This window comes from Aquimarina rubra, assembly GCF_042684305.1.
GTDB classification, from domain to species: Bacteria; Bacteroidota; Bacteroidia; order Flavobacteriales; family Flavobacteriaceae; genus Aquimarina; species Aquimarina rubra.
Genome location: NZ_JBHULE010000019.1, coordinates 1,324,552 through 1,339,946 on the forward strand (window position 1 = coordinate 1,324,552; position 15,395 = coordinate 1,339,946).

The 15,395-nt window shown below is 33.7% G+C and carries 8 protein-coding genes and 1 tRNA gene; 7 read left to right on the forward strand and 2 right to left on the reverse strand.

The window, feature by feature from the left end:
• The first annotated feature begins 60 nt into the window (after positions 1 to 60).
• Positions 61 to 142 (forward strand) — tRNA-Leu (locus ACFSR1_RS14485).
• 99 nt (positions 143 to 241) lie between these two features.
• On the opposite strand, the gene ACFSR1_RS14490 is transcribed toward ACFSR1_RS14485, so the two are convergent.
• Positions 242 to 1,018, reverse strand: a complete 777-nt coding sequence (locus tag ACFSR1_RS14490) for a prohibitin family protein (RefSeq protein ID WP_378293675.1) — start codon at positions 1,016 to 1,018, stop codon at positions 242 to 244.
• A 49-nt stretch (positions 1,019 to 1,067) separates the two neighbouring features.
• Positions 1,068 to 1,508: a hypothetical protein gene (locus tag ACFSR1_RS14495; RefSeq protein WP_378293676.1), complete on the reverse strand. Its 441-nt coding sequence runs from the start codon at positions 1,506 to 1,508 to the stop codon at positions 1,068 to 1,070.
• A 239-nt stretch (positions 1,509 to 1,747) separates the two neighbouring features.
• Between ACFSR1_RS14495 and ACFSR1_RS14500 the strand changes: the two genes are divergently transcribed.
• The 6 genes from ACFSR1_RS14500 (at position 1,748) to ACFSR1_RS14525 (ending at position 14,896) form a co-directional block, all read left to right on the forward strand.
• Positions 1,748 to 2,584: an RsiV family protein gene (locus tag ACFSR1_RS14500; protein ID WP_378293678.1), complete on the forward strand. Its 837-nt coding sequence runs from the start codon at positions 1,748 to 1,750 to the stop codon at positions 2,582 to 2,584.
• Between the two features lie 151 nt (positions 2,585 to 2,735).
• Complete coding sequence (locus ACFSR1_RS14505) at positions 2,736 to 3,059, forward strand: hypothetical protein (RefSeq protein WP_378293679.1); 324 nt, start codon at positions 2,736 to 2,738, stop codon at positions 3,057 to 3,059.
• A 659-nt stretch (positions 3,060 to 3,718) separates the two neighbouring features.
• The gene (locus ACFSR1_RS14510) at positions 3,719 to 5,296 is read left to right on the forward strand and encodes a tetratricopeptide repeat protein (RefSeq protein ID WP_378293681.1); all 1,578 of its coding nucleotides are present in this window, start codon (positions 3,719 to 3,721) and stop codon (positions 5,294 to 5,296) included.
• Positions 5,297 to 5,531: 235 nt separating this feature from the next.
• A complete protein-coding gene (locus tag ACFSR1_RS14515; RefSeq protein WP_378293683.1) occupies positions 5,532 to 12,416 on the forward strand; it encodes a BspA family leucine-rich repeat surface protein in 6,885 nt (2,294 codons plus the stop codon).
• A gap of 4 nt (positions 12,417 to 12,420) precedes the next feature.
• On the forward strand, positions 12,421 to 13,335 hold the full coding sequence (locus tag ACFSR1_RS14520) for a PorP/SprF family type IX secretion system membrane protein (protein ID WP_378293685.1): 915 nt from the start codon (positions 12,421 to 12,423) through the stop codon (positions 13,333 to 13,335).
• A 292-nt stretch (positions 13,336 to 13,627) separates the two neighbouring features.
• The gene (locus tag ACFSR1_RS14525) at positions 13,628 to 14,896 is read left to right on the forward strand and encodes an IPT/TIG domain-containing protein (RefSeq protein WP_378293687.1); all 1,269 of its coding nucleotides are present in this window, start codon (positions 13,628 to 13,630) and stop codon (positions 14,894 to 14,896) included.
• The last annotated feature ends 499 nt before the right edge of the window (positions 14,897 to 15,395 follow it).

The following is a 15,395-nucleotide window of genomic DNA, read 5'->3' on the forward strand; positions in this document are numbered from 1 at the left end:
CTTATTTAATGGATGTGATGAAATATTTTTTTAATTTTGCCGTCCAATTCAATTGAAAATGCTCAAGTGGCGGAATTGGTAGACGCGCTGGATTCAAAATCCAGTTCTTTCGGGAGTGTGGGTTCGATTCCCACCTTGAGTACGGATAAAAACCTCAACTATTCAAAATAGTTGAGGTTTTGTTTTTTAGATAAGGCTTTTTGAATCTAGAATCGTTCTCGTCGAAATCTTTCCTGAAGATTTAATCATTTGAATCAATCAATAGAGGAGTTTTTCCATCTGTAATAATTATTTTACTATTGGGAGAGTCAGATAATTTGTTGAAAGCTTCTATACTACGGATTTTAATAATTTCTTGTGTTAATCCCTCAGAAAGTATTTTTTGTGCGTCTCTCTCTCCTTCAGCATCTATTACTTTTCTTTCTGCCTCTAATTTAGCTTGTTGTAGAACAAATTCCATTCGCATTGCGTCTTGCTCAGCTTGTAATTTCCGTTCAATAGAACTGGCCAATCCATTGGGTAATTGAATACGCTTCATCAATACAGCTATAAGTTCAATTCCATCAGCTTGTTTTTTGAGATTTACCTCCATTTTGGCTTTGATTTCCTCTTCTATCTTTGCTCTCATTCCAGAGTGCATATCTTTGGCAAAAAATTGAGCACAAACATCTGAAGAAGCAGATCTGAAAACACTGGTAATTATTGATTCATATCCTTGTCCTAAATTTTCTAGAACAGAAGGTATTTTATTTTGTTCCAAACGATATAGAATCGAGATTTCAGAGTTAACACTTAAGCCTTCTTTACTAGGCAGACTAAGAATAAGCTTTATATTATTTGTTTGTGTCGATTCCTTTATAACTTTACTCACCAAAGGATTATAAAATACGGTGCCTTGAGTAGATACTTTATCCGAAAACTTACCTAATGTCTGTTTTACGCCAGCTTCACCTGGTCTTATTACTGCGCAATTGGTGCATAGGATTAGCACCCCAATCAAGAAAAAAATAGTTTTCATAAGTTTTATTTTATTAAGTTTAATTAATCATCATAAGTAGTTTATTTTTTTAGAATCGAAATCGTATTCCAAAACCTTCCATTCTTGGTGTTTGGGCTTTTTGATGGTTTATTTCATTATTTACGGGGCTTGTTAATTGCCCAAAGAGGTTTACCTGGTATAATTGATATTGTGAACGTTTTCTTTCTAATAGCTTATTTATATGAATCGCTTGTGCTGTTATTTTAAGCATTTCTTTATTTTTTAGAAGGTTGAAAAGAACTGGACTCAAATAATTAACATCAGTATAATCTAAGTAGAGGTAGTTTTCAGAATTACTTGTAGACTCTACGTCTAATCCTTCATAAATTGCATATTCGTGTAAACAACATTGTTTTATACTATCAGAATATTTATGATAGATACTGTTAGAATAAACATCATATATGTTGCCATAAGTGATCATGGATATGAATACAAAGAGTATAGGTAAATTTCTTAATTTTCTCATCTGGAACGTTTTTAATTTGCTTAAAACTATATTTTGCTTTACTAAATTAATAAACCTATTTCATATATTTTTATTTATGTTTATTATGTATAGTATTAATTTAGTTAATGATTAATAGGTGTTTTTTGTGATTTAAACATAAAAATTACTTATGTAAAACATTATAAGTATAAATAAAAATATATGAAATTTTATGTAGAAATTTGTTTGTGAATAACAACAACAAATATTTACATAAGATGAAAAAAATAATTTATATTTCACTGGTATTCAGTTTAATGTCATGCAGTACTGTAAACAATGAGAATAATTTTGATACAATAAATGAAAGTTCAAAACCGCAATCAACATCACACGATTTATTATTGAAGAAATCAAATTCTTTATTAGGTGTCAACAAAAAATCTTTATCCAATAGTTTAATTAGTACCAGAAGTTTTTATAAAGAAGAAGATTCATTAATTCTTGATTATAAATACCCTTATCTAAATGAAGAATACAATCCTTTATTCGGTAGTTTTAATACATTTGTAGAAGTAAATTACTTGCTTAACGAACAGTCCATACGCGATGTTCTTCAGAATAGCGATTTATCTTGTGATTCTTTATATGAAAACGTAGAAAGAAAAAGAAGGAATATCGACTATAAAGTTTATTCTAAAAACGATCGACTTTTAAGTGTTCTCTTGTATAAAACCAATTATTATGATTCTGAGCATCATAATTCTTTTATGTTTAAAGGTTTAAATTATGATTTAAACCAAGGTAGGTTTATTGGTTATGAAGATTTATTTATGAATAATAGCGAGACGATTCTACTATTTAAACTAAATCAGGAGTTGGAGGCACGTATTGAAGGTCAAGATTCGTTTAATGACTGTTGGAAACTAACTAAGGACAAGTTCGAATTGTTTAAAAATAACTTTGTAATTAATTCAGAATATATCAAGTTTTATTTTGATGACTGTACAGTTTGTCCAACCTATTCTGGGAACTATTTTCTGGAAATACCATTGGAAGAATTGTCTTTGGTCTTGAAAACAGAAGACCCTGAGACTACATATCTCCGATTTTGAATTAAAAAATCGTAATCACAGTTTTTAGATAACGAAATCATTACCCCAATCCTAGACCCGTTTTGTTCTGTACAAGTTTTTATATAAGTCATAATCAAAACGGCTATCACAAAAGATTTTCAAATTTATAGGACTTTTAAATACAGAAATTATGATATTATCATCACATAAAACACTCCTAGAAGACATTCAAATTGCTAGGGATAATGGGTTTACAACTGATTTTTTATTCAAGGATAATGTAATATTTGATCGAAAAACAAATAAGGGATACAGAAAAAATGACTGTATTTTGATAGAGTATTGTAGACATGAAGGGTTAAGTGATCCTAGTGATGCTTCTATCTTATTCTTGATAGAATGTAATGATGGAATTAAAGGTTGTTTAAGCAGTAATTATGGAATACATGCAGATATAGATCTTATGCAATTTGCGTTATCACTCAGAACTCTGGATCAACAAAATTCTCAGTAATTCAAAACAAATGTGACCTCTTAATAGTATACTTTAGTTTAAGTATATAAAACCCCTAACTATCTGATTTAGGTAGTTAGGTTTTTTTTACGAATGTTTCCAAAGAAGAGGATCATTTTTCATATGAAGCTCTTGGTTACGAGCTTGTATAATTAATTTTGTTCCTTACTCTCTTGATACTTTCAGTTCTGCAATTCTTATTTCAGTGTGGATTATCGGAGGATCATTTTTATCTTTTGCACTTAATATTTGTAAGTTATGGAACTTGATTTTGTCAGCGATTAGTGATAAAAGTACATCAACGGATTTGATTGGATAATAAGTACCTTCTACTAATTTAATGTTGTTATAGATTGGATCTATTTTGTTTAGGTGTTTTGTTTCGGTAAAGGATTTTAATGTTTTTGTTGTATATGTATTAGTTCTTCTTTTATTTAAACTTGTTAGTGTAATTTGTAGCTAGGAAATTTAGTTATACGTAATTTTCTAATGAAATGAATTGACGAAATGTAAGGTTCTTGAGTAAACAACAATTATTTTAGGTATTCTTTGTTAAACCAAGTATAAGTATATTATATTACAAATCATTTATATCAATAATTCGAATGTTTAAGAGTTTATTACTTTTTTTGACACCAATTATATTCCTTCACAATGTGATGCAATCACAGACTTCTTTTTCTTTAAGTGATTCTGATGCGATGATAAAAATAAAAGAGTTACAAAACATAGCTGAAGTAACTTACAGGAAGGGTGATTTCGAATTGTATAAAAAGTATGTCGATTCATTACAGGTAATAGCAAAAGATTATGGTTTTCTAGAAGATGAGATATTAGCTGTAGTAGGACAAGGAATTTATTACAGCAATCTAAATATATATAATGAATCATTAGAAAAGTACCTGAAAGCTTTAGATAGAACAGAAGAGTTGCCAGAGAATTCAAAAACGAAAATTATTGTTTTGGTAAATTTAGGTAATTTGTACAATAATCTTTCACAGTATGACAGAGCCTCTGAAACTTTTAAAAAGGTAATACGATTAGCAAAACAACACGAAAATCCAGAGCGTGTATTGATCGCTTCGTACAATGCTTTAGGAATTACAGCAGGACATCAAAATAAACATGAAGAGTCTTTGTTGTATGCAGAAAAAGTAGACAGTTTTGCAACGGCTTTGGCTAGAAATGATATAAAAATTGTTGCGCTCAATAATATTGCGGATTCTTATATAAAACTAGAAAAATATCAAAAGGCATTACAAAGAGCTGAACAGGCTTTAGACCTAATAACCAAAGAAGAGTCTGTAGAAAGTAAGGCAAATTCACATTTACATCTTGGTGTGGCATACTTGGGACTTAACGAACCTATAAATGCAATTGATAATCTATTAATTGTGAAAGATATTTCAGCATCCAATAGTTTTTTGAAATTGAAAATGCAAAGTCACAAATATCTTGCGAAGGCTTATGAACTAAACGGAAACCTGAAGAAGAGTTTAAATGAACACAAACAGTATGTAGAGGTCAAAGATGCCTATCTAAATAGCCTTTCTGAAGGGAAACGTATAATTGCCGAAAGAGAGTTAAAAGAACAGGAAATATTTTTTACAGAAGAAAAGGATCTGTTAGAAAGTAGGAACAAAAAAATAATTCTTTTTGGTTCTCTTCTTATCACTTTTGTTGTTTTGGGGTTATTGGTTTATTTTTTCAATCGGAGAAAAGCATTAAGAAAGCAATCAGAAAGTTTAGCTCTAGACAAGGAACTCCTAGAAAATGAAAACAGGAGCCTTAAGGATAAGCTGAATGAAATCATGAGAAGAGAACCAGTGCAAGAGCCTACAATAAGTTTATCCAATTCTTCTAACAAATATCAAAATTCATCACTAAGTTATCAGGATAGAGATGAATATGCAGAGAGAATTTTGAAATATATGGAAGATGAAAAGCCATACTTGAACGAAGATCTAAAACAATCCGATTTCGCCGAGGCATTGGATATGAGTGTACCACAGGTTTCGGAAGTTTTAAATGCCTGCTTTCGAAAGAATTTTAATAATTTTTTAAACTTATACAGGATTAATGAGGTTAAAAAATTAATGAAAAATCCAAGTTACGAGGAATATAAAATAGTAGCTATTGGATATGAAGCAGGTTTTAAAAGTAAGACTTCTTTTAACAGAGCATTTAAAAACTTGGTAGGAGTAACACCTTCAGAATATAGGAAAAAGAGTGCTTAAGATCGATTTATATGTTTCAAATTATAATTTGAAACGTCTTCACTAACATTTATCTCTAGTTTTGAAATAAAGACTTAATAGTAAGCTATTTTGTTAAAGAAATCAAAAACAACGGTTTTCAGGGTTGTCTAGGATATTTATGCTCCCTAGTTTTGTTTTTGTAAGAATTAAGTTACAGCCGAATATGGTTGTAGTTGTCAAATGAATCGAAAAAATTGAACTCTAGCAATCATATATGAGAAAAAAGATACGCTTTGCTACTATTTCCCTTCTTGCGATATATAGCTTTTTAAGCACTTCTGTGGGTTACGGATTTTCAGAAGATAACACGGCAGAAAAATTAGGATATTCCAATTATGTTGGAGAATTTACAACAATTTGGGATACAACGCAACCAGGAAGTTCTGCGGATAACGAAATTTCTATTCCTACCAATCCAGCATTTACTTATAACTATATAGTAGATTGGGGAGATGGATCTACAGATACGGCTGTCACAGGAGATATAACGCACACTTACGCCACTCCGGGTACTTATACTGTGAAAATAAGCGGTGATTTTCCTGCTATTTATTTTAATGATTCTGGAGATAGACGCAAGATTATAGAGATTTTGGAATGGGGAGTTATCGAGTGGCAAACTATGGAAGATGCATTTCATGGATGTGAGAATTTAAACTTTGATGCCATCGATTCTCCCGATTTATCTCGGGTGACAAGCTTGCGAAATATGTTTCGTGATTGTTTTGTTTTTAACGGAATTGTAAATAATTGGGATGTGAGTACAATCACAGACATGTCTGGACTTTTTTCCAGAGCTCAGGTTTTTAACAGACCATTGGATAACTGGAATACCATATCGGTTACAGATCTATCAGAGACTTTTAGTGGCGCATCAAATTTTAATGAACCTTTGGACAACTGGAACACAGCCTCGGTAACCACACTATTTAGAACATTTACCAATACCAATAGATTTAATCAAAATATCAATAACTGGGATGTAAGTCAGGTAACCACTATGGAAAGTACATTTAACAATGCGGATGATTTTAATCAACCACTTAACAATTGGAATGTATCTAACGTTACGAATATGGCTCAAATGTTTGATGATGCTCGGGATTTTAATCAACCGTTAAATAATTGGGATGTTAGCAACGTAACAGATATGTCTCGAATGTTTTATGGATTTATTAGCAGAGGCTTTAATCAACCTTTAGGTAATTGGAATGTAAGCAACGTTACGAATATGCGTGGGATGTTTCGGAACTGTAATTCTTTTGATCAGTTATTAAATACTTGGAACGTATCTAATGTAACAGATATGAGTGAGATGTTTGAAAGAGCACGTGCATTTAATCAACCTATAGATAATTGGGATGTAAGTGGTGTTACGGACATGAGCAGTATGTTTGAAGAAGCAACCTCGTTCCAAGGACAATTAAACGGTTGGGATGTAAGTTCTGTGACAGATATGTCTCAAATGTTCAGGTCTTCCAATTATAATCAACCTTTGAATAATTGGAACGTTAGTAATGTTACTAATATGTCTGGAATGTTTAGTGGTGCGAGATTAGATGTATTAAATCCTTTTAATCAACCCATCGATAATTGGGATGTTTCAAGTGTAACAAACACAAGTAGTATGTTCCGATTTGCCGAATTTAATCAACCACTAAATAGCTGGAATATCTCTGCTGTTTCTAACATGAGCGCAATGTTTCAGCAGGCGATTGCTTTTAATCAATCATTGGATGCTTGGGATGTGAGTGCTGTTTCCAACATGAGTCTAATGTTCTCTAACGCTTCAGTATTTGATCAAAACCTAGGGATCTGGAATATTACCAATGTCACTAATATGACAAATATGTTATCTAATAGTGGAATTTCTCAAGAAAATTATGATAATATATTAATCGGTTGGGCTGCTCAAACCGTAACGGATAATGTAAACTTAGGAGCTACAAACCTTAACTACTGTGATGGGAGAGATGCTAGACAAGATTTAATCGACAATCACAATTGGAGTATAACAGGTGATATTGTTAATTGCTCCTTTGTTTTCTGTACTCAGATAACCTCACCTGTTGATGGAGATACGAATGTGCCAGCTAATTCTGATATTAGATGGGTTCCGGCACCAAATGCTACAGGGTATAGAGTAAGCATCCGAAGAGAAAATGGAGGAACTACTCAAATAATATACGATAATCAGGATTTTGGTAATGTTGTTGGATTAGATTTTACAAATGAATTTACTCCGGGAGACACGGTTTATGTAACAGTTGTTCCATATAATGACGAGGGGCCTGCTACAGGTTGTCCTGAGATCAGTTTTACAGTAATAGAGAGTTGGGTTAATAGTCCTGAAGCTTTTAAACTCACCTATGATACAAGACTTCAGAGAACAAATCAAACCACACCGGTCAACCAGTTGAAAATTCAAACTACTTCTGGTTTAAATTATAATTATTCTATTGATTGGGGAGATGGACAATATGACAATAATGTAACTGGAGAAATTACACATACCTATTTAGTGCCCGAAATATATACAGTTAGTATTATTGGTGCTTTTCCGGCGCCAAGGCATAATGAGTTTAATAGTGATTCTTTTAAGCTTCTTTCTATAGATCAATGGGGGACTCAACCCTGGGAAAGTATGCGTAATGGATTCTCTGGTTGCGAGAATATGGAGTATAATGCTACGGACATTCCAGATTTAAGTGGTGTTACTGATATGGGTAGTATGTTTATTGTATGCCGAAATTTTAATGGAAACATAAATAATTGGGATGTAAGTAATGTAACCAATATGTCTGCTATGTTTGGTGTGGCGACAATTTTTGATCAACCATTGGATAATTGGGATGTAAGCAATGTGACGAATATGAGATTGATGTTTTTTAGAACAGATGCTTTTAACCAAAATATAAGTAATTGGAATACTGCCAATGTTACCTCGATGTCAAGAATGTTTGAGGATGCCGAAGCATTTAATCAACCTCTAAATAATTGGAATGTAAGTAATGTGACAGATATGTCTGAAATGTTTCAAAGTACCGGAGTATTTGATCAACCTTTAAATAATTGGGATGTGAGTAGTGTCACTACCATGGGAGAAATGTTTGATCGTGCCCAAGCTTTTAATCAGAATCTTGATAGTTGGGCTGTGAGCAATGTTACCGATATGACAAGTATGTTTAGCAGCGCTGTGGTCTATAATCAACCTATGAATTCATGGGACGTTTCTAATGTGACTAGAATGCAAAGCATGTTTTCATCTGCATCTGCTTTTGATCAACCATTGGATCAATGGAACGTTTCAAACGTAACCACCATGACATCAATGTTTTCATCTGCAACTAGTTTCAATCAAGATATAAATAGCTGGAATGTTACTAATGTAATTACTATGCGAGGGATGTTCAACAATGCAGATGTGTTTAATGAGCCATTGGATAATTGGAATGTTGATTCTGTTGTTGATATGTCAAGTATGTTTCAAAGTGCAGATAGCTTTAACCAACCATTAAATTCTTGGAATGTAAGTGCGGTTGCTAATATGACATCGATGTTTGAAGATACCATCATTTTCAATCAGCCTTTAGAGAACTGGGATGTAAGTTCAGTTACTCTAATGCCTTCCATGTTTGAAGGAGCGTCTGTTTTCAACCAAAATTTGAATTCATGGGATGTCGGAGTAGTCACCAATATGGAGGCTATGTTTAAAGAAGCAATTGTTTTTGATCAACCTCTCGATACTTGGAATACTTTAGAACTACAGAATACAAAGGAGATGTTTAGTGGAGCTACCGTATTTAATCAAAATATCGATTCGTGGAATGTTTCTTTTGTTACTACCATGGAAGAAATGTTCAGAGATGCTACTGCATACAATCAATCAATGGATTCGTGGAATGTTGCTTCGGTTACTACGATGGAAGGAATGTTTCGAAGTGCAACTTCTTTCAATCAAAACATAAGTAGTTGGAATGTAAGAGGTGTAAGAACAATGGAATCCATGTTTGATGACGCTAGCGCATTTAACCAAAATATTAATAATTGGAGAGTCAATGGTGTTCAAAACATGAATTATATGTTTAGAAACGCAACTAGTTTTAATCAAACGTTAGATATGTGGAATATTGGAAGTGTGAGTATGCGATCCATGTTCCAAAGCGCAACAGTTTTTGATCAATTTTTAGGAGATTGGAACATAAGTAATGTTAGTGATATGCGTGATATGCTGGATAATACTGCACTTACCCGCGAAAATTATGACAATACGCTTATTTCTTGGTCAGAACAATCACTTACACCTGATATTGACCTTGGAGCCGAAACCCTTCTATATTGCGAAAGTATAGACGAAAGACAATCTATGATTGATACATACGGATGGACATTTACAGGCGATATTAGAGACTGTCCGATTCCGGTATGTACTCAACTAACATCTCCTGAAAATGGTGAAGTAGACGTGCCGATAAATACAAACCTTGTTTGGGAACCAGTTTTATACGCAACCGAATATGTGCTTACCATCACATTGCAACCTAGCGGAACAATAATTAATGAAACGGTGACTACAGAAACATACGAATTTGCTGCCAATGCCTTAGTTGGTTCTACAGGCGTAACAGTACTTATTGAACCAAGAAATGCTATAGGTATCGCTACTGGATGTACATCAGAAACTTTTAGCTTATCAACTGATACGGCGACGGTACCGGAGTGCACTGTGTTAACCAACCCTCTTAATAGTGCAACTGAGGTTGCCATAGATATTGATCTATCTTGGGAAGCCATTGCTGATGCAGACGGTTATCGGTTAACAGTTGGCACCTCTTCTGGAGGAAGCGATATTTTGAATAATGAAGATGTTAGTAATGTCACTACATATGATTTCACAAATGATTTACCGGAAGACACCGAAATCTTTGTTACTATAACTCCTTACAACGAAGAGGGAAATGCTACTGGATGTTCAGAAGAAAGTTTTACTACAGAGCTTATTCCTGTAGTGCCTTCTTGTACTACGATTTCGGATCCTTTGAACGGAGCAATTAATGTAGCGATAGATACAAATTTAAGCTGGAATAGTGTTGATGGGGCAACTGGTTATTTAGTTTCTGTTGGAACTACCCAAGGAGGTATTGAAATAGCCAATAGTATTGATGTGGAAAATGTAACTACCTATGATTTTCCCACCGATCTTATTGAGAACAGAACATTCTACGTAACAATTATACCCTATAATGATGTTGGGGATGCTATTGGATGTACAGAAGAAAGTTTTAGAACCGGCGATTCTACTTTAAACGATCCACCAGCTTGTACAACACTTTTAACTCCTTTAAATGGAGATTTAAATGTAGCTATAGGAACTAATTTAACTTGGAATAGTAGTTTTAATGCTGATGGATATAGGTTAACAGTTGGCACGAGTTCTGGTGCTACAGATATTATAAATAATCAGGATGTAAACAATGTAACTACTTTTGATTTACCGACTGATTTACCTGGGAATACTGAGATTTTTGTTACCATAATTCCTTATAATAGTTTTGGAGATGCGACAGGCTGTAGAGAAGAAAGTTTTACTACCGAAACCATAGCCACAATTCCAAGTTGTACCATTTTATCGATTCCTTTGGATGGCGCTACGGATATTTCTGTTGATACCGATATAACTTGGAATTCTGTTTCTGATGCGACAGGATATCGATTAACAGTTGGTACAAGTTCTGGAGGTACAGATATTATCAATAATCAAGATGTAAACAATGTTACTACTTTTAATTTACCGACTGATTTACCTGAGAATACTGAGATTTTTGTAACCGTTATTCCTTATAATGCGGTTGGAGATGCGACAGGCTGTACAGAAGAGAGCTTTACTACAGAAACGTTAGCCACTATTCCTAATTGTACTACCTTATCGATTCCTTTGGATGGCGCTACGGATATTTCTGTTGATACCGATATAACTTGGAATTCTGTTTCTGATGCTACGGGATATCGATTAACAGTTGGTACAAGTTCTGGAGGTACAGATATTATCAATAATCAGGATGTAAACAATGTTACTACTTTTAATTTACCGACTGACTTACCTGAGAATACTGAGATTTTTGTAACCGTCATTCCTTATAATGCGGTTGGGGATGCCACAGGCTGTACAGAAGAGAGCTTTACTACCGAAACTATAGCAATAATTCCCAGTTGTACTACCTTATCGATTCCTTTGGATGGTGCTACGGATATTTCTGTTGGTATAGATGTAGCTTGGAATTCTGTTTCTGATGCTACGGGATATCGATTAACAATTGGTACAAGTTCTGGAGGTACAGATATTATCAATAATCAGGATGTAAACAATGTAACTACTTTTAATTTGCCGACTGATTTACCTGAGAATACCGAGATTTTTGTAATCGTTATTCCATACAATGCGGTTGGGGATGCCACAGGTTGTGTAGAAGAAAGTTTTACCACAGAAACCTTAGCCACTATTCCTGGATGTACTACCTTATCAGTTCCGTTAGACGGTGCTACCGATGTAGTTATAGATACAGATATTAGTTGGAATGGCATTTCTGATGCTACAGGATATAGATTAACGATTGGTACAAGTTCTGGAGGTACAGATATTATCAATAATAAGGATGTAAACAATGTAACTACTTTTGATTTGCCGACTGATTTACCTGAGAATACTGAGATTTTTGTAACCGTTATTCCATACAATGCGGTTGGGGATGCTATCGGATGTATGGAAGAGAGTTTTAGGACTGAAGAACCGATTATTGTTATAGATGATGATACTAAATATGGATTTTCTCCCGATGGTGATGGAATCAATGAATTTTGGGAAATTGATGGTATAGAAGATTATCCTCAAAATACGGTTTCAATTTACAATCGCTGGGGAGATATGGTGTTTGAAATCTCTGGCTACAATAATACATCAAGGGTTTTTAGAGGAGATGCCAACCGTTTAACCAATCTGGGAGGAGGAGAATTACCTGAAGGTACTTATTTCTTCACTATTAATGTACCCGGAAGTAATTCCCTGAAGAAACTAAAAGGGTTTTTAGTTTTAAAACGATAATCATATGATAAAATATACATATCAGATCACGGCAATCCTTATTTTGTCATTATGTAAAATTTCTGTGCAAGCTCAGCAAACACCAGTGTTTTCTGACTATTATTATAATCCGGTTTTAATTAACCCTGCCCATTCAGGATACAATCCAGAAACAGAGGTAAGTTTGAGTAATTTTGGATTTCTTAATGATTTTGAAGGAAACCCGAGAACATTTTCCGGAATTCTCAACACCAGCGTTTTTGACGACAATGTTGGGATTAGTGGAGGATTTATAAGTGATCAGATTGGTGTCACTTCGGCCACAACCATTTTTGGATCCTATGCTTATAAAATATTGTTGGATGAGAATTATAATAGAGCACGATGGTGGAACTACAATCCTAACGTATTATCCTTTGGCTTAACCACGGGAGTGTTGTTTTTTAATGAAGATTTAACCAGTTTAAACATACAAGGAGATCCAAATTTTGAAAATGATGTCAATGTAACGGTACCAACGTTTGGTTTTGGAGTTTTGTATAATCACAATAAACTCTACATCGGATTTTCGGTACAAAATTTATTTTCGAATAGCATTGCTACTGACCAAAATGTTAATATTCAGACACCCTATTATTTGTATGGAGGTTATAGATTGTATCTAAGTAGATTTGAAGAAATACGAATACAACCAAGTATGTTGATTAAGTTTGAGGAGGATGCACCTGCGCAATTTGACTTTAATGTTTCTGCTAATTATAAGAACAGGATAGAAATTGGAGGAGGATATAGAAGTAGCTCATCTTTTAATGGACTTATTGGGCTTTATTTTTTAAAGAACTGGCGTTTTGCATATAGCTACACCGCATTTGGTAGCGGTACTCCTTTTAGTAATACTAACGGTTTTATTCTTACTTATAAAGGGGGAGAAGGTTTTTAAAAATTGGTAACTTTAAACTAAACGACACGAGTTTTTTGGTATTATTAATCTGATCTGAGCCACTACATCGTTGTAATTTTATTCAATTTTTGACGGTTATCGTTTTCCTAAATATCATCTATTTCATATTTGATACAAGTAAAACTTATAGATTTTTACCGTACTTTTTATTTTCTATTTGTATTATAATTTACTGAAAATCAATTATCTGTATTTATTTACCCCTAAAAGTGTATTATAGAAATCTTATTTAGTACTAATATTACGTTGGCTAAATATTAACACTTTTACTATGACTCACAAATATCTTAATAAGGTTCATACTTTTTCTTACTCAATCGTTTTAGTAATACTTTTAACTAGTATAGGTTGTAGTGGTGATGATGACTCCGGAGGAATAAGAATTCCTGCGATAGTATCTTTTTCTCCAGAAATAGGTGAACCCGGAGATGAAGTAGTGATCGTAGGTACCGATCTTGCCAACGCAACCTCAGTGTCCTTTAACGGGATAACATCTGCAATAACTGAAAACACTGGTAGATTGATTACAACCACTGTGCCGGAAGGTGCTACCACAGGAAAAATATCAGCAACAACAGCAGGAGGTTTAACGATTAGTATTGATAATTTTCGAGTGAGAGTCATTGGAGCTCCCGAAGTAGATAATATTTCACCAAGATCTGCTCAAGCAGGAGAAGAAATTACGCTTTCAGGAACTAATATGATCACTACCAATGTGGTGAGCGTAGGTGGAGTAGAAGGAACAATTATCAGTACTTCAGATACAGAAGTTGTGTTTACCCTAGGAGCTTCACCAGTAGGATTAAGTGCTATCGAACTGACAAGCGAAGGTGGTACATCCTCTACTACTCCTGATACGAACGTATTTTATGTGATTGAATTACTTACTCCGTATTCGGATACTTTTGATAGTGAAACATTATTATTCAGCTCTGGTGGAGATGCCGAGATAGATTATTTTGGTGTTAATAATACATTACCTACAGAGGCTGCACTGGTACCAAATCCAGTGGATAATAACTTCTACTACATAGGAGGTGTTAGTAATACAGGTGATTCAGGTTCATATACTGGTCAAATTGGACATTCTCGAGAAGCAGCAGGTTTCTTTGCAGATTTTTTTAATGAGGATAGTAGAGATTTGACACAGCTATATTTTAATATTCAAATTAATTTTCAAGGTATCCCTGACGATTATACAGGAGCTCTGGCAGGTTTTAGATTACGATTTGATGAAGGATATGATGCGGATACTGATGGATCAACAAGTGATGAATACCTTGAATTCAGACCAACGCTACAAAATCTTGAAGATATGGGGTATGTAGCGAATGCAGATGGTTGGTATACACTTTCTATCACTTTTGATCAGTTTGTAAATTCAGGGCCCAGAGGAGGCGCAGGATCCTGGGATGTATATGCTGTAGAAACATTGACGAGATATGCTATAGCCTCCAGAAGAGAGCACGATGGCGAATACTCATTAAGTATAGATAATGTTTACATTACTAAAGGAGGTCCTTTAAATGTAGCTGAATAATAAAAATCTTAGTATACCATTTATTTTAGACTTTTTTAATGGATGGTATACTAAAAGTAAATAATAAGAGTTAATAAAAGGTCGTCTAAATCTCTACCCTTTTTAGACGTTAAATAATTAGATTTGAATTTATTTTCCTTTAAAAACGGAAGATGTGAATAAAAGGCTTTATACAGAAATTGGGAATTGTTTATTAAGTAAAAATTAAAAAGAACCTATTTTATGAATTATTCTTAACACTAAGAATCTGTATTAAAGAGAATAGCAAGTAAGTATCGATATCTAAATTCTATCTCCCACCCTTCCGGAATTAAGATATATCATTTTTAAATATTGGATCGTACCAGAAGAATTTCTGGCTCGTTAGTAATGGTTATGGACCAGCTGAGAGTTATTCGTCTGCTTTGGATGTTTTTTCTATAAAAACATCTATAAGTTGTCAGAATGAGGCTAGCCATTTCCAGTACCAACTAATTGGCCTACATCTTCTTTGGGTAAT

What these genes read in the sequence shown, in the direction of transcription:
- ACFSR1_RS14490 (WP_378293675.1), bottom strand. Translation starts at nt 1,018, where the DNA reads ATGAAAACTATTTTTTTCTTGATTGGGGTGCTAATCCTATGCACCAAT.
- ACFSR1_RS14495 (WP_378293676.1), bottom strand. Translation starts at nt 1,508, where the DNA reads ATGAGAAAATTAAGAAATTTACCTATACTCTTTGTATTCATATCCATG.
- ACFSR1_RS14500 (WP_378293678.1), top strand. Translation starts at nt 1,748, where the DNA reads ATGAAAAAAATAATTTATATTTCACTGGTATTCAGTTTAATGTCATGC.
- ACFSR1_RS14505 (WP_378293679.1), top strand. Translation starts at nt 2,736, where the DNA reads ATGATATTATCATCACATAAAACACTCCTAGAAGACATTCAAATTGCT.
- ACFSR1_RS14510 (WP_378293681.1), top strand. Translation starts at nt 3,719, where the DNA reads ATGCAATCACAGACTTCTTTTTCTTTAAGTGATTCTGATGCGATGATA.
- ACFSR1_RS14515 (WP_378293683.1), top strand. Translation starts at nt 5,532, where the DNA reads ATGAGAAAAAAGATACGCTTTGCTACTATTTCCCTTCTTGCGATATAT.
- ACFSR1_RS14520 (WP_378293685.1), top strand. Translation starts at nt 12,421, where the DNA reads ATGATAAAATATACATATCAGATCACGGCAATCCTTATTTTGTCATTA.
- ACFSR1_RS14525 (WP_378293687.1), top strand. Translation starts at nt 13,628, where the DNA reads ATGACTCACAAATATCTTAATAAGGTTCATACTTTTTCTTACTCAATC.